Raw genomic sequence first — 24113 nt, forward strand, 5'->3', positions numbered from 1 at the left:
CTGCGCCTTTCATTCTTCAAGGCACTATTTTAAATGAAAGAATAGATGATTTAATGCCATGAACAATAATATAAAGGGAATTCTTTTTACTATATTAGGAGCAGCTTGCTGGGGACTGTCAGGAACAATGGGACAGTATCTCTTCGACGTCCAGAATATGGACAGTAGGTGGCTTGTACCAATAAGACTTGGTCTTTCGGGAATTTTGATTCTTGCATACTGCATGATCAGGCATAAAAACACTGTGATCAAGCCCTGGAAGACAAAAGAAATGTCTTTTTGGATGCTTGTTTATGGAATACTAGGCGTAAGTACCTGCCAGTTCCTGTATTTCCTTACCATTGAACTCTCCAATGCTGCCATCGGAACAATCATGCAGGACCTGGCTCCTATTTTCATACTTCTTTTTACCTGTCTTCATTTAAAAAGATGGCCAAAAATATCTGAAATCATATCTATTGCGCTTGCAATTTCAGGTGTATTTCTTTTGACAACCCATGGGGATATAGCACATTTGTCAATGCCTGTTTCTGCGCTGTTCGCCGGAGTTGGCAGTGCGTTTTGCGTAATGATCTACAATGTTCTGGCCCCCAAGATAACAAAAGAAATCCCTGTCATCGTTGCGCAAGGATGGTCATTCTTATTTGGTGGCATACTTTTGGGATTTGCTTTCAAAATATGGACAATTCACTATGTTCCAAACATTTATGGCTTGTTTGGAATAGCTTTTGTTGTAATAGTAGGAAACGTCTGTGCATTCACCCTCTATATAAGCGGTGTATCCAAAATTGGTCCTCAAAAAGCAATTCTTTATAGCTTTGCAGAACCAATAACTGCAGCGCTACTTTCAACTTTTGTGCTAGGAAGCAAGTTTACTGTGTATGACGCTGCAGGTTTTGGTCTCATATTCCTAATGCTATGGATGATAACTTTCTCCAAAGAAAAATAATCAAGTAGTTATCTCTATTGCATCAAATTCTTGAAATTCCATCATCGATGAAAAGCTCGTAGGCATCTTTTTCACATCCAAAGCATTCATAACTAATGTTATTGTAATCAATCTGTTCAGTTCTGCCTGCAGGTACTGCAAGTGGGAGCGCATGGCCTTTCTTGATAAACACTAATACTTCATTCAGCGCTGCCTCGATATAGTGATGGCCCTTTGATATGATTTCAACATCGTAGTCTTTGTAGCTTCTAAATCTGCACAGCTTCATGTCTTCGGGAAGGTACACATATCTGCCGTTAGCATTCTGTTTATATACAGGTGCAACCATAATGCTCTCGCCCACAAAAAGCTGGTCCTCTACTTCGTAAGCCATTTCATCTTCCGGATAATCAAAACATACAGGTCTGAACAGCATTTCGTCGTTATTTACTGCCTTCATGAACTCTGAATAAAGGTACGGAATCAGAGCGTATCTGAGCCTAAGAATGTTTTTAAAGCTCTCTTTGTCAGTAAATCTGTAGAATTCCTGTCTTCTGGTGCCATCTGCTGAATGATTTCTGAAAAGAGGCGTGAAAATTCCAAACTCAGCCCATCTCATAAGCAGATCTTCTGTGACATCAGCCCCAAAGCCGCCAACATCAGCGCCACTATAGATAAAACCGCACATGTTGAGCGCCGGCATCTGCTGAATATTAAGCAGTAAGTGACTCCACCAGGATTTATTGTCACCGCACCAAACGCCGCCGTAGCGATGCATTCCTATATATGATGACCTCGAGAACATGAGAATTCTTTTATCTGGGGAAAGTCTCTCAAATGCCTCGCCCGCAGCTCTGGTCATATTATAGCCAAATAAATTGTGGACTTTGTCGTGGCGATATCTCTTACCTTTATACTCGTGGTAAAATCTCCTGTAATCCTCTTCGTTGTTGGCAAGTCCCCCGACTATATCCTGGAATTTAAAGAAGGATCTTATATCCAGATTTTTCCCCTCTAGCTCTTTTATCTGCTCAAAGACCTCTTTCAAATGGTCCTCGGTATAAAAAATAGCCGGTTCATTCATGTCGTTCCAAAAGCCGTCAATTCCATAGTCCAAAAGAACTTTATATTTTTCGCCAAACCATTTTCTGGCATCCTCGTTAAGGAAGTCAGGGAAATGCACTTTTCCGGGCCAAACCGCTGCAACAAGGTTCTCTCCATTTTCTTTTTTGCAAAAGAAATTATTCTTTACCCCTTCTTCATAGACGTCATATCCTTCTTCAATCTTCACTCCTGCGTCAATGATCGGGACAAGATGTATGTTTCTGTCAGCCATTTCCTTCACAAATGCACTAAAATCAGGAAATCTCTCATCGCTGACCGTGAAATCCTTATATCTTTCCATATAGTCGATGTCCAGGTACACGCTATCGATGGGAATATCCAGCTCATCGTACCTGTCAACGACTTCCCTTACCTGGTCTTCATTCATGTAGCTCCATCTGCTCTGGCCAAATCCAAAAGCCCACCTTGGAGGAATATAGCTCTTTCCTATTATTCCACGGAACTCTTTTACAATCTCAAGGATGCTCTCGCCTTCAATCACGTAAACATAGGCATCCAAGTCCTCAAAAGCAATGGAAAAAAAGTCCTTATCCGTATATCCTATATCAAAAGAGACCCTGCCAGGCGTATCAACATACATTCCAAAGCCTTTTCCGTTTCCCCAGATAACAAAGAAATTCTGAGCAGCATAAAGAGATCTTTTGTCTTCTGTATGATTGGGATCATCTGAGCAATTGCTGACGTAGATATACCCCCTTTTATTTATTCCGCGAACAGTCTCACCAAGCCCGAAAACACGGTCTTTTGCACCCATATTATATTTCAGTTCATTTTTCCCCTGAACTCTTTCAAAATATGGGATTTCTTTTTCTTCATTGGCAAAGGAAACTACCACTGAATCTGTTTCTATGGGATTACCAATTTTGTATTTTTTGACCATTACCCCTTTACTCCTCCTACTGTGATTCCCTGTTTCATCTGGGTTTGAGCGATTATATATACCACTATACAAAATTCATTTTTTTTCCGCAATTCATGATTGAAAACCGGTTGAGAAAAACAACAAATATGATATGATTTATTTAACAGGCAAAGGCGTCGTTACATAAAGGCGTTCTTTGCCTCTTCTAATAATAACAGGAGGTGCACTATGGAGATTACAGAAAAACTAGACGCATTATTAGAAAAAGCCGGCAAAGACAGTGTTCTCAAAGACAAACTTTTAGCTACAAGAAAGTCTCCCAACCCCATTGCCGACTTTTGCGATATTGCAAATGAATATGGTATTCAGATAAATGTTATGGACATAGTAAATCAAGGAGAAGAATTCTACGCAGAAATTAAGCGCAGCACCAATGGCGGCGGCGAAAACTCTCCTGATCTTGATTTTCAGAATGACGAGTATTCTATTTTTATGATGAGACTACAATGAGGATATACGAGAAAGAGGCTTGATTGATAGAAACTACCGCAGCCATTTCAGTGTCATATGCGTTATTTACTAGCTCTTCTCTGAACCATAAACTCACGAACATTTTTAGATTCCTCAAGATCCAGAGAGAATCCTAATTTCTCTGCCACATACACTGAAAGCTCTTCAAAGAAATCGTACATCAAAAAGAGTTTTTCCCACATATCCTCGTAATCTCCTTTTGGGAACATCCCCTCGAATCGGGTCATCTCTTCTTCTGTCAGATAATTTTTTAAATACTTGCAGCACGCACCTGTTGTGACTTGGAAACCATTGTCTATGCCGATTTTCCAATTGATCATCTTGAGAAACATGTTCATCATGTACTCTTCCATCATACGGCGCGCATAGTAGAATTCATGCCTACAGAGCCCTTTTGTCACATAGTTGCTAATCCAACGAAACTCATTAACTGTTCCGAAAAATTCAAATTCGGTTGGCTTCTTAATATAAAAACATTCCTTGGAAGTTATATCCACAAGCTCTTTATAATCATCCTTATTTACCAGAACAGTCCGAGGCTCTGTAAACTCTACCTGTTTTCCTATCTCACTCACATCTATAAATGTCAGATCGATCCTGTTGCCATCCTTATACTGTGTGAGGTAAGCAAAGCGCGATCTGCCATTGTAATCATAGGGCTCGGCATAGTAATCATCAGGCATTTGCATTATAAGAATATCTCCGAATCGTTTCATGTAATCGTGGTCCCTGGTAAACTCGCGGATGTCAGATACAAAAAAAGTTATATCAAAATCTGAAAATTCATCGTGAACTGCTCCCTTTGTAACATTTGAGCCTTCCATGGTCACGGCACGAATACGATCATCTTCCATTGCCGTTTTCAAGATCAAATCATACATTTCGTCATAAGATTTCATACACAATTCTGCTTCCACTCTTCATATATTTGTTCTTCATCATAGTCGGGCAAAAGCCCTTCCATCCCTCAAAAAGATCACTCATATCCCTCTCCTTTATATGACTGACAAAATCCTGAATCTCATCTTCCGATAGTCAGCTTTAGCAGGTTTGGATATTCGCTGCTTTCCAGCCATTCATAACTGATTTTTTCCGTTAATCCTTTCAAAATAGAAAGTCCGAGATCATCTTCTGTTGAAGTTATATCAAAACGAGGTCCATTATAACTGAATGCCAGTTCAGCAACCTCACTCTGTTCTGAATATTCACATATCGTATTGATGCTCAAATCATTCATTCCTGATACAAGAATACGCATAACTTCCTCAAACATGAGCGTAATATGTTTGGCCATCTTTGGAGCAATCTGATTTCTACTGCAATAAGCTGAAATCTCGCCTACTACGCTGAGAAAATTATAATCACGACTATTAATATCAAGTTCCAACACCTTTAGTCTATGTATAAATCGTCGAGTATTCTCCCCTTTTGGATTATCAAATATCTGCTCAGGACTTCCATCTTCATATATTTTTCCTTCATCCATGAAAAATACACGGTTACAGATGCTTTTGGCAAAATGCATCTCATGAGTAACGATCAGCATAGTTTTGCCAGTTTGAGCCAGGTCCCTGATAGCAGATTGCACCTCTCCAACCATTGTGGGATCAAGAGCACTAGTAGGTTCATCAAGCAAGATCACATCAGGATCCATCGCTAAAGCTCTAGCGATGGCCACGCGCTGTTTCTGGCCACCAGAAAGCTGATCAGGATAGTTTAATGCCTTTTCGCTAAGACCAACTTTTTTGAGCAGTTCCATGCCTCTATCATATGCTTGCTGCCTTGATTTGCCCAAAAGATCCACAGGTGCCAGCATTACGTTTTCTATTACCGTTTTATGATCAAACAAGTTAAAGCTCTGAAACACCATCCCCATCTTCTGTCGAACCTTGTTAATATCAGTCTTGGGATCAGTGATTTCCATATCATCCAACCAGATTCTTCCCTCGGTCGGTTTCTCTAATTGATTGATACAACGCAGCAGCGTACTTTTTCCAGTTCCCGATGGCCCAATTACAGATATAACATCCCCGTCATGTATTTCAACGCTAACATCCTTAAGTGGAGTGACATCTTGATATGACTTTTTCAAGTGCTCTATTCTGATCATCAATGCTTGATTCCCTTCAAAATCTCTGACTCTTTACGACGTTTAGGATTGATATTCACACTAATTCTCCCAACCCCAAAGCCAACCAGCGTTTCCAAAGCAAAATATATAACCGTAATGGCAATTAGTGGAAAAAATGCTTCATATGTACGTCCTCGTATAATATCTCCTATTTTTGTAAGATCCTGCACTGCAATGTAACCAACTATTGCTGTCGACTTAATCAAACTAACAATTTCCCCTTTATATGCAGGTAGCACAAAAGGCATTACCTGTGGCAGGATAATCTTGTAGAAGGTTTGACGTTCTGAATACCCAAGCGCATATGCTCCTTCATACTGTCCGATTCCAACTGCACCTACACCTGTCTTTAATAAACCGAACACAGAAGCTCCAAATGTTAGAGTAAAACCAATTATAGCCACTAATACACCACTAATGGCTATTGAACCAAATATTACGTAAAAAAGAATCATTAGCAGCACCACCATTGGCATGCCCTGTATCAACCACATAAAAAATTGTGTAACAATGTTGGCCACGGGATTACCGTTTCGGCATGACATAAATACCACAAATCCTAGCGCTGTTCCAAACAGTACTGCAAATATCGTAATAATCAGAGTAGTCAGAATTCCTTTTTGAAATAATTGCCAGCGATTTTCTCGTATAAAGGTCTTATTAAAGCTTTCACTAATACTGTCCCAAAAAGAATCGTTATACTCAGCGTTTTCTTTGAGAATCATAGCAACAGTGCCCCCGGAAAAGTTAGGTTTTGAGAAAAGAACGCTTTCGGCACGTTCAGGTGTAATACTGATGCCGGCTAATGCAAAATCACATTTACTTGTCTGAATTGCTGGCAGTATCCCGTCAAAATTCATGTCTATGATGTTAAGACCATACCCGCTGTATTCACAAAACATAGCGGCAAGCTCAATATCATATCCCACCACCTTGCCGTCTCTCATATATTCAAATGGTGCATATCCCGATTCTGTAGCCAGTTTAAGAACACCTTTTTTTGCTTCCAGCCTGCTAATATCCGGCATCGTCTTATCTGCCTCATTTTCACTGAACCACTTGACTGAAAGCTCTTCAAGGGTTTCTTCTGGAAGGTGCTCCAAAAATGCATTAAATTGATCCCTTAGCTGTTCTCCATCCCGAGTCTTAGGAAATATTGGTGCAAAATCATAACTATCAAGATACTCTGGCAAATATACAACGTACTTGCTCTCACGCATCAATATTTGAGCCACAGCCTCATCAACAATAAAAGCATCAATCTTTTTACCTATGAGAGCCGCCAATAGATCAGCTTTACCATTGTAGTATTCCAAATGAGCTTCCGGCATTTTTTCACGTACAGATGCATCGAAACTGGTGCCGGTCTGAATACCTATCCGCTTTCCGTTCAGATCTGATAAAGAATCGATCACATGGTCATTCTGCTCCGACGCCGTACATATAACCGATTCCTTTAATACTATCAGGATACCGACAAGAACAGCTGCCAATAAAAAGAGAATCGTTGACTTTCCAATAGTTTTTTTCTTCATATAAATTAACTTCCCTGGCACTCACATTCATCGTTATATCGTGTTTCTATATGCTATTAATTATACATCCCATAGCTAAAGATTCAAGGAAACAGTGTTTTAATTGCCAAGCTGCATAAGCCTTGATTTTAGGCATCTGTATATTATTTCATTTCCGGCATCATTTGGATGAAGACCGTCAGGGCAATATCTTTCTCTTAAAAAATCCTCCTGGGGCTGAATCCCGCTTTCTTTATACAGGTCTACTACAGGAAGCGAGTAATACTGCGCAACCTCGCGTATTATCTCAACATAGTCAGAAAGTGTCCCCCAATTGCGGATTCCTCTTTCGTTATAAACTCTGTTCTCATCTGTTCTATGAAGAGGTGTCATTACAATAACAATTGCCTTGGGATATTTTTTCAATATTTTCTGATACAGATCATGCAGTGCCCCATAGAAAGTGTCCGGTGTGCGGTCGGTCATGCATCCCTTCGCTGCGTCTCCATGACCATAGTCGTTAGTGCCTCCAAATATTACAACAACATCAGCATTGTTATCCATAGCATCAACTCTAGATGCGAAATACTGATCCATTCTCTCATCATAGGGAACCTGCTGATTGGCTATTCTTGTTCCTCCAATGCCATATCCCCTGCAAATGCATCCATCCTTCTCAAATCTTTTCCAGAAAAAGAACTCCGGAGAAGAAGCTCCGTGTCCTTCTGTAATGCTGTCCCCAAGAAAGTTGATCTTTAATCCTTCAAGTCTCATTGCCTGTTGTACTCCTCCCAAATATCTTTAATACAGACAATTATAGTATTTTTTCTCAAAATGGACCACTAACCCCGTCCCTCTAGGCACAATCTGATCAGTTCGTCAATCTGCGCCGTTGCAAGGCATCCGGCTTTTGTCTTGATAGGAGGAGCCCCCGGGCCAATCTTATCATTGGCAAAAGAAATATCTTCTACTGAAAGCAAAAGCTCTGATTCTCCCCAATACTTAAGCTCCGGTAACATCTTAGCCATTTTGCCCCTCCAAACAAGTTATTTTGTAAAATGTTCTCTTCTTTCTGCATCAATTGTCTCTACTCCGGCATCCTTTAATGCTTCTTTATATTCCTCAAAAGTAGCATCAAAATCAGCTTCAGAGCATGTAAGAAGTTTAACTGCCCACTCCTCTTTGACAAGATTGATATCTGCTGAAAGTTCTGCCTGAGAAGGTGATGTATAAAGCGAATCATCAATATCGTTGATGTAATCACCGGTCAGAGCATTTTTATAATCACGCAGAACATGATCCTCATATCCAGGATATTTAAGTGAAGTGCTCTTACTGAATGCCTCATCATTCTCGAAATATCCAGCATTTCCTGTCAGGAACAGATCTCCTGCAATCCAGTCCTTATCAGCTGTATTATAGGAAGCATCTTTAATGATCGGAACCCCATCTTCAAGTGTATAGTGCTCTCCTTCAAAACCGTGATAGATTGTAAATCCACCTTCTTTAGTGCAGAGCCAGTCAAGATATGTCATACATGCTTCGACTGTGGTCTCATCAGCGCTCTTTGGGCAAAAAGCAATCAGTCCACCAGGAGAATAGATAGTGCTATACTGCTTTCCATCCCATATATTTTTTAGAGGTGCAATAGAAACGATATCTGCATCAGGATCATTTTCTCTAAGTGTCTGGAGTCTGCTTCCTCTTGAAAGATCAACAGATGCAATAACATGATCCTCAAATGTTGCATATTTGCCATTTACAATAAAGCTTGTGAAATCATCATTTGAACGAGCATAACTTTCAAGATCCATAAGTCCGTTGTTGTAGCACTTATTCTTGAATCTGTACAGTTCTCTCATTCCTTCATCGTAGTAATCTCTTGTAAGTTTACATGCAATAAGAGACTCTGTAGGATCTGTAGCAAGTTTTGAGAATGCTCCAAGGAAATATCCATCATCCCATGTGCTGATTCCGAATACATCTGTACGACCGTCAGGATTTTCTTTTACCATCTTATCAACAAAAGCGTAGAGTTCATCAGGAGTTGTAGGCTCCTTAAGTCCAAGCTCATCCATCCAGTCTTTTCTTACATAGAAATTACTTCTTGCTGTTGTAGCTCTTCTTGCAATGATGCCGCAAAGCTCATCGCCGCCTGTCAATCTGCCGTAATCAATTACTTCCTGTCCAAGATACTTCTTCATATTAAGGGCCTGATCATCTCCATCAATGAACTCGGATAAATCCCATACTCCGCCCTGCTCATAGTATTCCTGCGCAATTGAATAAGTATAAGTAAGTACAATGTCAGGAGCAGTTCCGCCTGCCATAGCACTTCTAAGCCATGTCACCTCATCTCCTCTTGGAACAGGAACAAACTCAACATTGATTCCAACCTCTCCCATTTTTTCCTGAATATATTTAGTCCACTTATTATCAGTTATGGTCGCCCCTGCTGGTGAATTTTCTCTATCCCAAAGTTCAACTTTTATAGTTACATCGTCAAACTGTTTAGAACCAAATGTTGTCTGATACTTACTTTGTGTTTCACCGGATGCTGAATTATCTTCGCTCTGTGAAGCTGTAGTTGCAGCCACAGATGACTCTTTTGAGTCAGCAGGTTTATTCTCTGCACTATTGCTGCTTCCGCATCCTGAGAGCAGCGTTACAACCGTAGATAAAGCAAGAACTGTAGAAATAAACTTTTTTCTCATACCTTTTTCCTTCCTCTCTGAAACTAAATTGTTTATGATCACCTTGCGGTTTTCATCATCCCTTCACTGAGCCAAGCATGACTCCTTTTACAAAATATTTCTGCAACCATGGATAAACTACAAGAATAGGCAATGTTGACACCACAACAGTAGCCATCTTAAGTGACTGAGGCATTACTACTGTGCCTCCAACGTCATCTGCTGCATTCCCCAATTCATTACCGAACAAAAGAGATCTCAATCTTAGCTGTAATGTGTATTTATCCCCGTCCTGTATATATATCAGGGCATCAAAATAAGAATTCCAGTAACCTACAGCATAAAAAAGTCCAATTGTTGCAATTACGGCAAGTGATAATGGAAGCACGATCTTCAAAAGAATCATCAAATACGAAGCTCCATCTATTCGAGCCGCATCTTTCAAGCTCTCCGGCAACCCTTTAAAAAAAGTTCTCATCACTATGAAATTGAAAACACTTATTGATTGTGGGATAAAAAGAGCTCCCAGCGTGTTATAGAGCCCAACACCCTTAACTACCAAAAATGTAGGTATCATGCCTCCACCAAAATACATGGTAAAAAGAATCATTCCTGTCATGAATTTTTTACCGGGTAAATCCTCGATAGAAAGCGAATACGCTGCAAGAATTGTCAGAATAAGGCTCAGCAAAGTTCCCATGAGTGTTATGGCAACAGTAGTCCTCATTGCTGTCCAGATTGTTGTTCTTCCCAAAATCTGCTTATAGGCTTCTATAGTAAAATCTATTGGGTAAAATGTTACTTTTCCTGATAAAACCGGGTTATAGCCGCTCAGCGATGTTGCCATCACATTAAGAAAAGGATAAAGGCAGGCGAATGCAAGTATTGTTATAAATACATAGTTTAAGATCATCCCCGCAGACATCTTTTTTATTACAGTATTCTCTTTCAAGCTCTTTTCCCCCTCCTTAAATTATTCCTTCTTCGCCGATGGCCTTAGCAAACTTATCTGCCGCCACCAGAATGATTATGTTTACTACAGACTGGAACAGGCCAATAGCAGTTGACTGGCTGTACTGCGCTTTTTCAATACCAATTCTGTAGGTATATGTGCTGATCACCTCTGATACTCCCATGACTTTTGCATTTCCCAAAAGAAGTGGTGCATCAAGGCCAATTGACATCATTTTGGAAATATTCAGGATCAGCATTGTTACTATGATTGATTTGATACTGGGGATAGTAATATAGATCAGACGTTGAAATTTGGTTGCCCCATCAAGATAGGACGCTTCATACAGCGTTTCGTCCACACCTGTCAGTGCAGCCAGATAGATGATGGTTCCCCAACCAATCTCTTTCCACACATTGCATATTACATATGTGACAATCCACCATCCCTCACTGCTTAAAAATGGAATGGGGCCAATCCCAATTTTCTGCAAAACCGCATTTATAGTACCTTCCTGGAGTGCAAACAAATTTGTGGCTATTCCTGCTACTACCACCCATGAAATAAAGTGGGGCAGATAAAGTATAGATTGTGTTATCTTCTTAAACCTTGCACCTGCTACTTCATTAAGCATCAGTGCGACTACTATCGTAAGCGGGAAGCTGACAGCAAGCGCTGACAGATTAAGAAGAAACGTGTTTCTGATTGAAGACCAGAAATTCTTGTTGGCAAATATTTTGTTAAAAACTTTTACTCCTACCCAAGGACTTCCAAAGACTCCTTTAAATATGTTGTAATCTTTGAAAGCAATTGTGATCCCATACATTGGAACATATCGAAACACTATAAAATAAGCCATGACAGGCAAAAGCATGATATAGATCCACTTATAATTCCATGCCCTTTTTAGGGTTTTCTTTATATTCTCATCCCCCATAGCAACCTCCTAGAAAGTTCTATTAATCTCTTTTATCTTATCCGGATTCACCTTAAAGTCCCTGTCATAAGTCATAAGGCCGTTTATCTCCTGCTCGACATCCGTCAGCTGAGTGTAGACATAACCCTGAACATTTTCCGAATCAAGAAGAGGCTCAACCACATCTCTGAATCTATTTAGAAAATCATCCTCATTTTCCGCTGTGGAATATCCCCATCCTTCAGTTCCATCCTTGCAGAATGATATTCCTCCAAATTCAGTAACCATGATAGGTTCCCCATGATACTCATATCCTTTTGCAAAAAGAGCATGCCCACCCGGAAACTCTTTTATTATGTTGCCAATTTCAGAATATCTGTTTTCCAGTTCCTGCCTGCATCCACTGTAATCATGGATAGTTATGATATCTGACTTGGTGTGTGTCCATCCATCGTTGGATATTACCGGTCTTGTCCTGTCTATGGACTTGATCAGATAGTAAAGTCCTAAGGAATGTGCCTGTTCATCCTCTCTGTCCAGAATTTCATGTACGCCCCAGGATTCATTGAGTGGAACCCAGGCAACTATGCACGGATGGTTATAATCACGTTTCAATATCTCAAGCCACTCTTTTGTATGTCTTTCAACTGCAAGCCTTGAGTATTCATAAGAGCTTGGTCCTTCCCCCCACACTAACAGTCCAAGCTTATCTGCCCAATAAAGGAATCTTGGATCTTCAACTTTCTGATGCTTGCGCACTCCGTTAAAGCCCATCTTTTTGGCAGACTCAATATCATTCCTGATATCATCATCAGTAGGTGCTGTTAAAAGGCCCTTTCTGAAATATCCCTGGTCCAATAGCATTTTCATGGTATAAGGTCTGTTATTTAAAAGGATTTTTCCTTTATGGATACTTATTTTTCTAAAGGCAAAGTATGAATTTACTTTATCTGTTAAACTTTCATCATTCTGATTTATCAGAGCATATTCGATATCAAACAGTACCGGATTCTCGGGGCACCATATCCAACTCTCCTGATGATGCCAATCCAGCGTTATCGCTGAGTCCAACCAATACTTTACTTTTGTTTTTCCATTTATGATCTCGATTTCATCTGCCAAAAGCAGCTCGCCCTTTAAACTAATGCTTACAGCTACCTTTGCCTTTTTTCCTCCGGCAATGTTTAATTCAATCTCTATCATTCTTTCATCAAGATCAGGTGTTATTTTTGTTTCTCTTATATAGACCGGCGGTACCTCTTCAATCCATACGCTTTGCCATATACCAACTGTCCTCGTATAGAAGATTCCACTGGATTTTTTCTCCCAGAACTGTTTTCCCCTGGTCATCTCAAAGTCAAAAGAATCATCAAATGCCCTTACAGTAATCTCATGCTCGTCAGATTCTGCTATCACATCAGTGATATCGATATCAATAGGAGTGTTCCCTCCTTCATGATGACAAACATGGTACGAATCAATCCATATATCTGCCTCATGATCAATTGCTCCAAAATGAAGCAAGAGCCTTCCGTTCTTTAATTTTCTTTCGATCACAGTTTTCTTTCTGTACCACACAATATCGTGAAAGTCCTGATCATTTATGCCTGACAATTCACAAAGGTAAGTGTATGGAACAATGATTTTTTTATCATATCCTTCAAAAGAGCTGTTGTACCATTTCTCTGATAGTCCCAGATTTTTATCATCAAAGGCAAACTCCCACTCACCATTAAGACTTTGAAATGAATCCCGCACAAAATCCGGTCTCGGATATTCGCTTCTTGGAATACTTTTTTTCATGCCACACGTCCTCTTTATATAGTTATTATTCACTGCTGTGTTCTTAATTACATAATATCTGTAATTTATATTCCGTTCGCAAGAGCTGTTTTAACATTTATTACATCTTTTATGTAATTAAGCATGTTTGTTGATGTCGATTTTACCTACTGTATCAGCCTATGTCAATATGTTTTTGTACATTTTGACAACATGCACAAGTTATTTATTACAATTTCTATGTTATTAACAATTACATATTTTATGTAATAAATAAACAAAAAAAGAACGCCGCAAGCGACATTCTCTTTTGATATCAAATATGAACTTATAGTTATTCTCAGTAATTAAGCCTCATCTCTATGTTCTGGCCATAATCACCGAAATGGTCCCCAAATAAATTTATGCCTCCTACATATCTGGAAGAATCTTTTACTCCAATCTTGAAACTAACAAAGCTTCCCTTATCAATTCCAAGGGTCTTTACTGTTTCTGAAGAAATACGCTCTCCTGAAATATAGCACCCCTCATCATCTACATAAACTTTATATAGTTTACCGTACTGAGTAAGAATATCTGGCCACCAGTCAGGATTAAGCTTTCCTCTCCTTCCGCCATAATCTCCTTCACTCCTGAATCCCCCGATTTCAATACCATTTATCCAAATTGTAATATCTGAAGGCCAATTGTTATCGTAGCCAGGAGCTTCTGAACACGCTTCAAAAGAGAACTCAATACTTCGGATCTCTCCATGCTCATTCACATGTCTTTTCGGAAATCTATATTCCAGGTAGCCCTTATAAAACCATATGATCTGTGCTGTTGTTCTCTCAGGGAGGTAGAATGCCTCAATATCATCATCATGAGAAATAGCATTCTTGTCAGATGAAATCCCACAAGGTGCGGCTATACTGCAGTCTGAATAATTGCCGATCGGCATGGAGATTCTAACCATTCTGTTTGATGGAGCATCATCTTGGCCGGCCTTTATATCTATATGAACCGACTTCACTTTGATCCCGCTCACTTTTTGCGATCCTCTTATGCCGGGAAGTGGTTCAGAAACAACAAGGCCTGCCTCCTCAAGAACTTTTATCTGCAACGCAGCGGTGGACACAGGTATATCAAGCTTTTCAGCTATATTACTGATATTTAACGCATGATTATCCAAAAGCTGCAGTATTTCAATACGTATTTTGGACGAAAGAGCCTTGGATATACTTGTAACTTCATCTACATCATTTAAATTTAAGACTACTTCCTGCTTCATTATTCTGGCTTCCCCTGTTGAATATTTTAGTAAAAACAAACTCTTTTCCTTATTGAGTTTATCATAAACCGGCGTTTGTAAAAAGAAATCAAATAAATTCATACCTCTTAACTTCGCAGTTTTTAATACCGAAGCAGGAAAACTCCTCATTATTCATGTCTCTAAAATACGACTCAACAATCCTGACTATTCCATTATGCGCCACAAGAATGCACTCTTTGTCGCTCTTTTTTACATCATCAATAAGGTTATAGATTCTCTGTGCCATCTGAAGCATGGATTCCCCTGTTCCAAAGCGGCTTGCCATGTCTTTTTTGGCTTCATGGAATTCTTTGCCATCGCGAGGAGTGGATTCCCATATTCCATAGTTTTGCTCTATGAGGCGCTGCTCAACCTCCATAGGAATTCCCGTTATCTCTGAGATGTGCCTTGCAGTTTCTTTTGCCCTGATAAGAGGCGATGTAAGTATAATATCCGCCTTAATTCCCATTTCCAGTATTTTATGGCCTGTCTCTATAGCCTGCTGATGTCCTCTTTCAGTGAGTTCTATGTCAGTTGCTCCGCAAATTTTGTTTTCTACATTCCACACAGTCTCACCGTGTCTTACAAAGTAAAAATGATCCATTCTTTTTCCCTTTTATGTTCTTATCTCTCGAAGAGCTCTATTAGTGCTCTTTTCCAACTTTTTCCGTAAGGGTGCTCTCGCATCGACAGATTCCCTTTTGTAGCACCTATAAGAACTGTCGTTGGATGCGTAAATTCGTCAAATCCCCATTTGCCATGATATGCTCCCATGCCGGAGTGACCTACACCATTAAACGGAACGCCCTTGACCATCATGTGAAGACATACTTCGTTAATACATCCACCGCCAAACTGCATCCTCTGCATAACTTTTTTTGCCCAGTCCACATTGCGCGTAAAGATATAGAGTGTAAGTCCATGCTCTCTTTCGGAAATTGTATTTAAAACATCCCTGATCGCACTGTCTTTGTATTTTACTACAGGAAGAATCGGACAGAAAAGCTCTTTTTGAACTAATTCTTCATCAATTTCTACAGGATATATTATAGTGGGTTCGTATTTAAAAGAGCTGGCATCACCTTTTCCGCCATATACAACTCTTTCACTATAGTAATCTACTATGCCTGCGCACTTGTCATAGGCAGCTCTGCCTATCAGGTGCGGATATTCAGGATTATTGAGCGGATCGTCACCTATTTGCTTAGAAAAAGCCTTTTTCAGTTCACGGACAAATTCGTCACTGACTTCCTCAGCAACGGCAATCTGGTTTATATTCGTGCATATCTGGCCGGAATTTAAGAGTTTAAAAAATGCAATTTTTCTTGCAGCATCCTTTAAGTCTGCATCTTTCCTGATAATGCACCAGTTTCCTGTTTCTCCTCCGAGTTCAAGAGCAGTTGACGTCAGATTTTTTGCAGCCTCTGAGAGTACATGAGCTCCAACTTTCGGAGATCCTGTGTAAAATATCTTGTCAAACCGCTGTGCCAGGCACATATCCGCAACATCATGGCCGCCATCCAGTACTGTCACATATTTTTCCGGAAAGATTTCAGCTATCATCTTTTTCAAAAGAGCTGTGCTGGAAGTTGACTTGGAGCTTGCCTTTATAACTGCAGTATTTCCACCTGCTATACTTGCGATCAAAACGCCAATTGACAGCATGAACGGAAAATTGAACGGACTGATGATAAGCGATACTCCATAAGGCATCTTATAAACCTTAGTAATAACGCTTGGAAAACAGTGAATTCCACTAAAATGTGTCTCCGGCTTTACCCAGTTTCTAATGCCTCGTATTGTCTCATTAATTTCAAGCACAAGGCTTCCAACATCGCAAAAATAGGCCTCAAGAGGGGTACGTCCAAGGTCATTATAAAGAGCATCTTCTATATCAGTTCTATGTTCCAGTATCAATTTTTTCAATCTTTGAAGCTGCCTTACTCTAAAATCCATGTTCAAAGTCTTACCCGATCTAAAGAACTCTCTCTGTGCTTCTACTATCCTTTTTACCTCGGCTTCTGTATACATAACCTGCCCTCCTTATGAGCTAGCCCCTTAACGAAAATGTATCACGCAGTATATTAAAAAAACTCAGCGAGTGATAATATTATTATATCAATCAATAATAATCGTGAAAACGGAGGGGATTATGGGGAGAAATCATGAGGTTACAACTGTTCATCCACTTCTGGGGCCTGACGGTGAACTGACAGAGCCGGGCTGGTCAAGATCTCTTTTGCAAAAATATGACAGAGCAATGATAAAGGCTCCCAAGTGGCGCATTAAAGAGTGGGATTATTATCTGGTTTTATCAGATTCTTTTGCCGGTGCCTTCACAATTTCTGATGATGGCTACATTGGTCTGCAATCCGTTTCGCTCCTTGAATTTGGAGACAATCCATGGGAACACACAGAAACCGTACTTAACGCATTTCCTATGGGAAAGCTCGCGCTCCCTTCATCTTCCGAATCCGGTGTAACCCTTTATGAAGATGAGAGGCTTCAGATGAAATTTGAAGCCAATGATGGTAAAAGACATATCACATGCCATTTTGAGAACTTTTTTGAAGGAAAAACTTTTGCCTGTGACATTACCCTTGCGCAGCCACCAATGGATTCTATGGTAATTGCCACTCCTTGGGATAAAAAGCACGCATTTTACTATAATCAAAAGATAAACTGCATGCGCGCGTCAGGCTTTATGGAGTTTAATGGAAAAAAATATGAATTCAACCCCTCCACAGACTTTGGCACTCTTGATTGGGGACGAGGTGTTTGGACCTATGACAATACATGGCACTGGGGATCAGGCAATGCTGATATAGATGGTAACTCCTTTGGTTTCAATATAGGTTACGGCTTTGGAAATACCAAAGCCGCAACTGAAAATATCATTTTTTACAATGGAAAAGCCCACAAACTCGATGATATCACATTCCATATCCCAGAAAACAGCTATATGGAGCCTTGGAAATTCACGTCATCAGATGGCCGTTTTGAAATGGATTTTGTCCCTGTTCTGGACCGAGCAGCATGTCTTGATTACAAAATCATCGTTTCAGACCAGCACCAGGTTTTTGGTAGAATGAGTGGTACTGCCATTCTTGATGATGGCACGGAAATCAATGTTAAAAATATCATGTGTTTTGCTGAAAAAGTGCATAACAAGTACTAAAATGAACCACTAACCCCGTCCCTCCGGGCCATTTTATGCAGCTCCCTCTCCTTCTTCCTGCACATCTGGCTCTACGAACTGTACTTCTGACCGCTTAATTGTATCTGGGTAGATATTCAAAAAGTCATTTTTCATTGAAATTGGTACGTAGCCCTGTTCTCTGTATTCAGCAGATTTCTCAGTCCAGTCCTGCTTGCCCCACTCACGTACATCGTCATCAGCTACAACCATGTAAGCCTGAGATGGATATGGGTTTCTCTTATCAAGAACATAATTCATCATACTTGTATCACTGCCACTGTTTCCAAAGGCAAGAACCGGACGAACTCCAATCTCTCTTTCTATGTAGATTACTTTGTTGGAATTAAGATTTTTCTGGATGAATTCTCCTGTATATACCAGGTCATCGCCATCGGAGTATTTATAGTCCATATTTGAGGGAACATCCTCGTTACCCCTTTGCTTAACTTCAAACTCAGTTCCAATAACATGCGCCGGTGAAACATACTCACTAATTGGTGAATTAGCTATAATGGCACGTGATGTTGTTCGCTCTGTTCCACTTACAACATAGATAGTAAAGCCGTTATCGTAGAGATATTTTACTACTTCCACCATCGGAAGGTAGAAACCATCAATGTATCTCATATTTTGGAAGCTGTCTGTATTCTTCTGTCCAAACTCAACAGCATAATCGTATAATTCCTGAATAGTCATACCTGCATACGCTTTAGCGAAGTTTCTCGCAAGCTCTTCACCTGCTGTGTATCCGGGTCTGATTTCTGCGGCGGCTGCTTTCAGCTCATCTGATACTTTTTCAGGATAATCTGTCAGACAGTAATTGATAAACATCATGGTGTCATAATATGTATAGAATGTTTCACAAGTCAGAGTTCCATCCATATCAAAAACAGCAATTCTATCCTCTACAGGAATGAAATGCTCCTTATCTTTTTCATTGGTAACCATCGCTACATAATTTCTAAGGCTCTCTGCTGCTTCCGAATTCTCTGACCAATACTGGTTAAGAGCCTTACCTTTTGGACTGCCACATCCGGTTATTCCTGCACAAACAAATATCATTATCATTACCAACAGCATGGATAATACCTTTAATCTGCTTCTCTTTTTCATAATTATTCTCCTTTATCATGAAGTGATAATAACATTATATCAATCATTTCAAAACGTGAAAATGATAATTGCAAGCTATGCTATTTTATACGAATGAAAAAGAAAAAAAGAAAGTGTTGCAGCATATTTTGCCTCAACACTTTCTTAATAAATCATCAATTATTATTTTATTACTTGATCACAGGCTCGATTCTCTTTGCTACAACTACAGCAAGTGCCATCTTGATAAGATCAGGAATGATAAATGGGAATACACACCAACCAAGTACTGTAAGAAGTCCTACCTCTCCACTGTTCTTGATATAAACATGCATGAACCATGCTGTTCCAAATGCGTAGCAAACTGCAAGTCCAAGAACAAGTGCTACAATCTTCATAACAGTATTCTTCTTAAAGATTTTCTCAAATAATATGTAAATAAGACCTACAAATAAAAATCCAATGATATATCCGCCTGTGCTTCCAAGAAGGATTCCGATTCCTCCACTAAAGCCGGCAAAAACAGGTACTCCAACAGCTCCAAGAAGCACATATACTAAAGTTGCTATTGTTCCCCTTTCGCCCCCAAGCAAAAGAAGCACAAAAAATACAGCAAATGTCTGAAGTGTAAATGGAACTGCTGTTGGAATGCTTATCCAGGAGCATATAGCTATCAGCGCTGCGCTGATTGCTATGTATACCATATCCAATACTTTTGAATTTTCTCGTGTTTTAACTACTTCTGCATTACTCATGATGTCTTAGTCCTCCAACTATAATCTAATTACGTGAATTCACAATCCAAAACGCTTATATGAAGGTACCACACCAAAAATAGATTGTCAACCAATTATACTATCTTGGTTGACAATCTATTATTTTCTCAATTATTTTTGCTATGAGCGCATTTTTTGTAATTGTTGCCTTCCCGGCCTCAAACAAACTAGACGCTCTCTCTTTTACATCTTCAGGGAATTCACTTATATCAGAGTCAAAGTTAATTCCTATTCCGGCAACTATCCACTGGAGAGTATTACTGTCAAATTCACTGCCAGACTCCAGCAAAATGCCGCATATTTTTTTGCCCTCGACATAAAGGTCATTGATTCCTCCGATATAGGCTTCTATGCCCGAAAGCTCCCTAATGGCGTCTATTACAGCCCTACCGGTAAAAGAAGTAACTTCTTTACTATCTGTACTAAACAAAAACTCCGGCTTTAAAACAATGCTCATGTACAGTCCGCCCTCTGGAGAAAAGAATGAATGGTCCTTTCTGCCCCTTCCGCCGGTCTGTGTCGCAGCTACTATGACTGTTCCATGTGGTGCTCCTGCCATAGCAAGCTCTTTTGCCTTATCACTGGTAGATTTCAAGCTGTCATACACCAATATCGCAGCCTTAGTATAATTCTCCGGTAGTTCGGCTTTTATACCCTCGGCAGAAATAATGTCATTATTATCTGCGAGCCTATAGCCCTTGTTGCTGACCGCCTCAATATTGTATCCCTTCTCCCGAAGATCCTTTATGGCTTTCCACACTGCATTTCTGGAAACGCTGCACTGCTTTGCCATTTCTTCTCCGGATGTATAGTTATCTTTATTGGATTCAAGTATAAACAAAACTCGCTCAGATGTACTCATATTTGGACTCAATCTTAATCACTCTTATGAACGTCAAAACACTGCTGTTGCCAAATCATCGTGAAATACTGAATTCATATGCAGTGTTGTATGTAGCAACATATAGCGTATCATCAACAACCTGGAACTGATCAGCTGCAGAATTAACAGGTATAGTCTCGTATTTTTCTCCTGTGAATCTGTCTAGAAGGTAGATATAATCAGGCTCTGAAGTAAAGCCGTAACCGCAGATTATTGTATCTCCAACCACTTTAAAGTTCCATGCATTGGCAACAAGCGGCTCACTTCTGAATAAAAGCTCGTTTGTGTTAACATCGATAGCTACGATATAACTGGACCATGGCTCTTCTGAGGCGTATCCCCAGTGTCCAAGCTCAGCATAAAGAATGTTATCAACTACTGTAGCATATCTGATGAACTGATTCTGGGCTGATACCCTCTCTTCCTCATAATCCGGACCATCACAAAGCTCTGAAAGATCAAAATTGTAATACATCTTTTCCATATTAGTATCGTAGATCTGAAGCCCCTGGAATGTATTACCATACGATACTTCATTTACCCCTGAGTAAAAATAATTTTCATCCTCATGAGTAAGGCCTTCCTGCATAAATCCGTGCTTTTCTGCCCACACTTCTGTATCAAGGAAATCTGTTTTTTCCTCTTTTGTCTTAGTAAGAGTGATATGGTCAGTACCCGCAACTACACCTTCAGCCTTGTAGCTCTTCCATGTAGGGTTTGCTATTTTAACGCTATCAGGGATTGTTTCACTTTCCTTTGGTTCAACCTTGATAGTTTCTGCATCAGTCCTTGTCACGATCTTTGTCATATCCTGCACTTCACTCATCTGAAAAGCCGGCTGAATGAGGTTTGGATAATCTTTTACAGATAAAACAATATCAAAATCTCCGGCAGCATAAGATGCGATTTCATATGCTGAAAAATGTATTCTAAGACCTGATGCATCTATGCTCCAGGTATAAGTATCATCCTTTAGCTTCTGTACAAACTGATCCGGGTCTTCGTCCTCGCCCTGATAATAAAAACTATCCACTTCTTCCATGATACCCGGATAAGCCTTTTCAAGTTCTGTTCTTATAGCTTCTGAAAGAACAGAACTATCATTAAGCACCTGATCGAGTCTTAACATCTGACCCGTTACGGGATCAAGATTTATAGAGCTGGCACCGTGATTAGGGTGTGCCCCTCCTGAGAATTCTTCAAAGGACTCTGTCATTGAAAATAAGCGATCATCAAGCCTTTCAATGGTCACATTATTCTCTTCGAAATACGCTACATTTTCATAAAATGTATCTTCAAGTGCCCATGAGGCATACTCCGAAACCCTCTCGGGTATTTCGTAGCTGATATTGTCATTGTAGCTGGCAAAATATTCGGCCAATTTGGGATACTTTTCTTTATACTCGTCAGATAAAACAATCTCTGTATAGCTTCCGGTACATAATTCTCTTTCTTCATTACTTGATGTAACAGCATGATTAACGAGTGTGATTGGATAGCCGGTATTTACAGTTGTTTCAGATGTTTTTTCCGCTCCTTCGCTACTTTCAATTGATTCGGAAGTAACTCCATTCCCGCCATCATCCGAATTATTTCCTACACTTGTACATGCGCTAAGGCATACAGATGCCAGCATAAAAATAGCAACTGCTTTTTTATTTTTCATAACATATCTCCCCTTTTAACCAGTAATAATGGTTATCTTTTTATTCCTGTAATATCATTTATGATTTCACCGGCGATGATGAGTCCTACTACAGAAGGAACAAATGCCGTTGAACCCGGAATCGCCCTGCGTTTGGAATCTCTTCCTGTTGTTTCCTGAGAAACGGTGTTGTTATCATTTTTACTCTTTGAAGTATCTGCCTGTGGATGTATTGGCTTTTCCTTTGAATACACAACCTTTAGATCTCTGATTCCTCTTTTTTTACACTCATGTCGCATTACCTTGGCAAGCGGGCATATGGAGGTCTCATATATATCAGCAACTTCAAACATCGCAGGATTTATCTTATTTCCTGCTCCCATTGAAGATATAACCGGGATGTTTGCCTCTTTTGCCATTTCTATGATAGTAAGCTTTCCGGTAACAGTATCAATTGCATCCACAACATAATCATAATCGCTAAAATTGAACTGGTCCTTTGTCTCAGGTAAAAAGAATGTTTTATAGGTCCTGACTATGCAATTAGGATTTATATCATGAATTCTTTCCTCTGCCACATCAACCTTGTATTTTCCAATGGTCTTTGTTGTTGCGATTATCTGCCTGTTGAGATTTGAAGCGCAAACCTCATCATTATCAATGAGGTCAAGTGCACCTACTCCGCTTCTGGCAAGAGCCTCAACTACATAACCGCCAACTCCACCTACTCCAAAAACAGCAACTCGAGCAGAAGCAAGTTTTTCCATAGCTTCCGCGCCATATAATAACTGAGTTCTTGAAAACTGATCTAACATTAAAACACAACCTTCCTAAAGCTCTGTTTACCTTCAAAACTTATAATATCGTCAAATTCCATCTTACAGTTCGATCTCAAGAGCAATTGGTGTATGATCCTGCCTTGCCCCGGAATCCAACATATCTGACCTTGTAACCTTATCTTTTATCCTGTCGCTGACAAGGAAATAGTCAATTCTCCAGCCTGAATTATTGATCTTACTTGTCTTGATGCGCTGAGCCCACCAGGAGTACACATTTGGAATGTCTCCATGTATGAACCTGAATGTATCAACAAATCCGGCATTTAAAAGATTAGTAAAACCAGCTCTTTCTTCATCCGTAAATCCTGCTGACATATGATTACTGTCTGGATTTGCAAGGTCTATCTCCTCGTGGGCCACGTTATAATCTCCACAGGAGATAACCGGCTTAACCTCATCGAGAGATTTCAGATATTTAGTGTACTGAACATCCCACTCCTGTCGCTCTTTTAGTCTTTTTAAGCCGTCTCCTGCATTAGGTGTATATACCAGGTTAAAAAAGAACTTGTCATGCTCCAGGGTGATCATTCTTCCCTCGCTATCCATTGTGTCAGGGGCGCCTATTTCAGGAAAGCTTGCTACTACCTTGATATCTTTTTTGTAAAGTGCCATAGTTCCTGCATATCCCTTTCTTGCAGGCTCTCTGGAACTAACATATACATAGTCATAATCAGGAAAATATGCTTTCAAAGCCTCTTCCTGTTTGGAATTCATGCCTGCTTCCGGAAGCTTGGTCTCCTGAATGGCAATAATATCAGCATTTTCCTTGGTTATTGTATCCAAAACCTGTCTACTTAAATCTGAGCGAGGACTTGTGCCGGTAAGAGCAGCATTAATTGAATCTATGTTCCAGGAAATAAATTTCATAAATTGACTCCTTTTCTAATTAAATACATCATGTTTCATTATACATGAATTCATATCCATTGTCTCAACCGGTCTGGCAACTATGCC

At 39.8% G+C, this 24113-nt stretch carries 21 protein-coding genes and 1 pseudogene; 3 read left to right on the forward strand and 19 right to left on the reverse strand.

Annotated elements, in window-relative coordinates:
- The first annotated feature begins 58 nt into the window (after window positions 1-58).
- Window positions 59-949 carry a DMT family transporter gene (locus G585_RS0110020; protein WP_022774744.1) on the forward strand — a complete coding sequence of 297 codons (891 nt, stop codon included), beginning with the start codon at window positions 59-61 and terminating at the stop codon, window positions 947-949.
- Window positions 950-971: 22 nt separating this feature from the next.
- On the opposite strand, the gene G585_RS0110025 is transcribed toward G585_RS0110020, so the two are convergent.
- Window positions 972-2933 (reverse strand): glycoside hydrolase family 31 protein, encoded by a 1962-nt coding sequence (locus G585_RS0110025; protein ID WP_022774745.1) that lies wholly within the window; start codon window positions 2931-2933, stop codon window positions 972-974.
- Window positions 2934-3143: 210 nt separating this feature from the next.
- Between G585_RS0110025 and G585_RS0110030 the strand changes: the two genes are divergently transcribed.
- Window positions 3144-3425 (forward strand): hypothetical protein, encoded by a 282-nt coding sequence (locus G585_RS0110030; protein ID WP_026663919.1) that lies wholly within the window; start codon window positions 3144-3146, stop codon window positions 3423-3425.
- Between the two features lie 62 nt (window positions 3426-3487).
- On the opposite strand, the gene G585_RS0110035 is transcribed toward G585_RS0110030, so the two are convergent.
- The 12 genes and pseudogenes from G585_RS0110035 to G585_RS0110095 all read right to left on the reverse strand — a co-directional run bounded on the left by G585_RS0110035 (window position 3488) and on the right by G585_RS0110095 (window position 16756).
- Window positions 3488-4345, reverse strand: coding sequence for an aminoglycoside 6-adenylyltransferase (locus G585_RS0110035; protein ID WP_022774746.1), 858 nt, complete (start codon window positions 4343-4345; stop codon window positions 3488-3490).
- Between the two features lie 494 nt (window positions 4346-4839).
- Window positions 4840-5556: pseudogene (locus G585_RS17785) on the reverse strand (amino acid ABC transporter ATP-binding protein); the annotation flags it as partial.
- Window positions 5556-7112, reverse strand: a complete 1557-nt coding sequence (locus tag G585_RS0110050; RefSeq protein ID WP_022774750.1) for an ABC transporter substrate-binding protein/permease — start codon at window positions 7110-7112, stop codon at window positions 5556-5558. The gene G585_RS0110050 and the pseudogene G585_RS17785, both read right to left, overlap by 1 nt.
- 99 nt (window positions 7113-7211) lie before the next feature.
- Complete coding sequence (locus G585_RS0110055; protein ID WP_022774751.1) at window positions 7212-7865, reverse strand: SGNH/GDSL hydrolase family protein; 654 nt, start codon at window positions 7863-7865, stop codon at window positions 7212-7214.
- Window positions 7866-7933: 68 nt separating this feature from the next.
- Window positions 7934-8119, reverse strand: coding sequence for a hypothetical protein (locus G585_RS19700; RefSeq protein ID WP_022774753.1), 186 nt, complete (start codon window positions 8117-8119; stop codon window positions 7934-7936).
- A gap of 18 nt (window positions 8120-8137) precedes the next feature.
- On the reverse strand, window positions 8138-9805 hold the full coding sequence (locus G585_RS0110065; RefSeq protein ID WP_022774755.1) for an extracellular solute-binding protein: 1668 nt from the start codon (window positions 9803-9805) through the stop codon (window positions 8138-8140).
- A 55-nt stretch (window positions 9806-9860) separates the two neighbouring features.
- Window positions 9861-10736 (reverse strand): carbohydrate ABC transporter permease, encoded by an 876-nt coding sequence (locus tag G585_RS0110070; RefSeq protein WP_022774757.1) that lies wholly within the window; start codon window positions 10734-10736, stop codon window positions 9861-9863.
- 16 nt (window positions 10737-10752) lie between these two features.
- A complete protein-coding gene (locus tag G585_RS0110075) occupies window positions 10753-11673 on the reverse strand; it encodes an ABC transporter permease (RefSeq protein ID WP_022774758.1) in 921 nt (306 codons plus the stop codon).
- Window positions 11674-11682: 9 nt separating this feature from the next.
- Entirely contained in the window at window positions 11683-13455 is a 1773-nt protein-coding gene (locus G585_RS0110080; protein WP_022774760.1) for a glycoside hydrolase family 2 protein, read from the reverse strand.
- Window positions 13456-13774: 319 nt separating this feature from the next.
- Window positions 13775-14806 (reverse strand): ArsR/SmtB family transcription factor, encoded by a 1032-nt coding sequence (locus G585_RS0110085; protein WP_022774761.1) that lies wholly within the window; start codon window positions 14804-14806, stop codon window positions 13775-13777.
- A complete protein-coding gene (locus G585_RS0110090; RefSeq protein ID WP_022774762.1) occupies window positions 14793-15329 on the reverse strand; it encodes a histidine phosphatase family protein in 537 nt (178 codons plus the stop codon). Before G585_RS0110090 ends, G585_RS0110085 begins: the two co-directional genes overlap by 14 nt.
- 20 nt (window positions 15330-15349) lie before the next feature.
- On the reverse strand, window positions 15350-16756 hold the full coding sequence (locus G585_RS0110095; protein WP_022774764.1) for an aldehyde dehydrogenase family protein: 1407 nt from the start codon (window positions 16754-16756) through the stop codon (window positions 15350-15352).
- A 121-nt stretch (window positions 16757-16877) separates the two neighbouring features.
- Here G585_RS0110095 and G585_RS0110100 point away from each other — a divergent pair, with 121 nt between their 5' ends.
- Window positions 16878-17903: a DUF2804 domain-containing protein gene (locus G585_RS0110100; RefSeq protein WP_022774765.1), complete on the forward strand. Its 1026-nt coding sequence runs from the start codon at window positions 16878-16880 to the stop codon at window positions 17901-17903.
- A 33-nt stretch (window positions 17904-17936) separates the two neighbouring features.
- Here the strand turns inward: G585_RS0110100 and G585_RS17790 are convergent, their stop codons facing one another.
- The 6 genes from G585_RS17790 to G585_RS0110130 form a co-directional block, all read right to left on the reverse strand.
- On the reverse strand, window positions 17937-19037 hold the full coding sequence (locus G585_RS17790) for an HAD family hydrolase (protein WP_022774766.1): 1101 nt from the start codon (window positions 19035-19037) through the stop codon (window positions 17937-17939).
- A 170-nt stretch (window positions 19038-19207) separates the two neighbouring features.
- Window positions 19208-19771 (reverse strand): biotin transporter BioY, encoded by a 564-nt coding sequence (locus G585_RS0110110; protein WP_022774768.1) that lies wholly within the window; start codon window positions 19769-19771, stop codon window positions 19208-19210.
- Window positions 19772-19871: 100 nt separating this feature from the next.
- Entirely contained in the window at window positions 19872-20654 is a 783-nt protein-coding gene (locus tag G585_RS17795) for a biotin--[acetyl-CoA-carboxylase] ligase (protein ID WP_022774769.1), read from the reverse strand.
- Between the two features lie 55 nt (window positions 20655-20709).
- The gene (locus G585_RS0110120) at window positions 20710-22341 is read right to left on the reverse strand and encodes a DUF3298 and DUF4163 domain-containing protein (protein WP_022774770.1); all 1632 of its coding nucleotides are present in this window, start codon (window positions 22339-22341) and stop codon (window positions 20710-20712) included.
- Window positions 22342-22373: 32 nt separating this feature from the next.
- Entirely contained in the window at window positions 22374-23135 is a 762-nt protein-coding gene (locus G585_RS0110125; RefSeq protein ID WP_022774772.1) for a tRNA threonylcarbamoyladenosine dehydratase, read from the reverse strand.
- 63 nt (window positions 23136-23198) lie between these two features.
- The gene (locus G585_RS0110130) at window positions 23199-24026 is read right to left on the reverse strand and encodes an exodeoxyribonuclease III (RefSeq protein WP_022774773.1); all 828 of its coding nucleotides are present in this window, start codon (window positions 24024-24026) and stop codon (window positions 23199-23201) included.
- Window positions 24027-24113: the final 87 nt, after the last annotated feature.

The sequence above is a fragment of the Butyrivibrio sp. AE2015 genome (assembly GCF_000420825.1).
Classification (GTDB): domain Bacteria; phylum Bacillota; class Clostridia; order Lachnospirales; family Lachnospiraceae; genus Butyrivibrio.

Excerpts from the sequence above, each read along its gene's own strand:
- G585_RS0110020 (WP_022774744.1), top strand. The coding sequence starts at position 59 with ATGAACAATAATATAAAGGGAATTCTTTTTACTATATTAGGAGCAGCT.
- G585_RS0110025 (WP_022774745.1), bottom strand. The coding sequence starts at position 2,933 with ATGGTCAAAAAATACAAAATTGGTAATCCCATAGAAACAGATTCAGTG.
- G585_RS0110030 (WP_026663919.1), top strand. The coding sequence starts at position 3,144 with ATGGAGATTACAGAAAAACTAGACGCATTATTAGAAAAAGCCGGCAAA.
- G585_RS0110035 (WP_022774746.1), bottom strand. The coding sequence starts at position 4,345 with ATGAAATCTTATGACGAAATGTATGATTTGATCTTGAAAACGGCAATG.
- G585_RS0110050 (WP_022774750.1), bottom strand. The coding sequence starts at position 7,112 with ATGAAGAAAAAAACTATTGGAAAGTCAACGATTCTCTTTTTATTGGCA.
- G585_RS0110055 (WP_022774751.1), bottom strand. The coding sequence starts at position 7,865 with ATGAGACTTGAAGGATTAAAGATCAACTTTCTTGGGGACAGCATTACA.
- G585_RS19700 (WP_022774753.1), bottom strand. The coding sequence starts at position 8,119 with ATGGCTAAGATGTTACCGGAGCTTAAGTATTGGGGAGAATCAGAGCTT.
- G585_RS0110065 (WP_022774755.1), bottom strand. The coding sequence starts at position 9,805 with ATGAGAAAAAAGTTTATTTCTACAGTTCTTGCTTTATCTACGGTTGTA.
- G585_RS0110075 (WP_022774758.1), bottom strand. The coding sequence starts at position 11,673 with ATGGGGGATGAGAATATAAAGAAAACCCTAAAAAGGGCATGGAATTAT.
- G585_RS0110080 (WP_022774760.1), bottom strand. The coding sequence starts at position 13,455 with ATGAAAAAAAGTATTCCAAGAAGCGAATATCCGAGACCGGATTTTGTG.
- G585_RS0110085 (WP_022774761.1), bottom strand. The coding sequence starts at position 14,806 with ATGAATTTATTTGATTTCTTTTTACAAACGCCGGTTTATGATAAACTC.
- G585_RS0110090 (WP_022774762.1), bottom strand. The coding sequence starts at position 15,329 with ATGGATCATTTTTACTTTGTAAGACACGGTGAGACTGTGTGGAATGTA.
- G585_RS0110095 (WP_022774764.1), bottom strand. The coding sequence starts at position 16,756 with ATGTATACAGAAGCCGAGGTAAAAAGGATAGTAGAAGCACAGAGAGAG.
- G585_RS0110100 (WP_022774765.1), top strand. The coding sequence starts at position 16,878 with ATGGGGAGAAATCATGAGGTTACAACTGTTCATCCACTTCTGGGGCCT.
- G585_RS17790 (WP_022774766.1), bottom strand. The coding sequence starts at position 19,037 with ATGAAAAAGAGAAGCAGATTAAAGGTATTATCCATGCTGTTGGTAATG.
- G585_RS0110110 (WP_022774768.1), bottom strand. The coding sequence starts at position 19,771 with ATGAGTAATGCAGAAGTAGTTAAAACACGAGAAAATTCAAAAGTATTG.
- G585_RS17795 (WP_022774769.1), bottom strand. The coding sequence starts at position 20,654 with ATGAGTACATCTGAGCGAGTTTTGTTTATACTTGAATCCAATAAAGAT.
- G585_RS0110120 (WP_022774770.1), bottom strand. The coding sequence starts at position 22,341 with ATGAAAAATAAAAAAGCAGTTGCTATTTTTATGCTGGCATCTGTATGC.
- G585_RS0110125 (WP_022774772.1), bottom strand. The coding sequence starts at position 23,135 with ATGTTAGATCAGTTTTCAAGAACTCAGTTATTATATGGCGCGGAAGCT.
- G585_RS0110130 (WP_022774773.1), bottom strand. The coding sequence starts at position 24,026 with ATGAAATTTATTTCCTGGAACATAGATTCAATTAATGCTGCTCTTACC.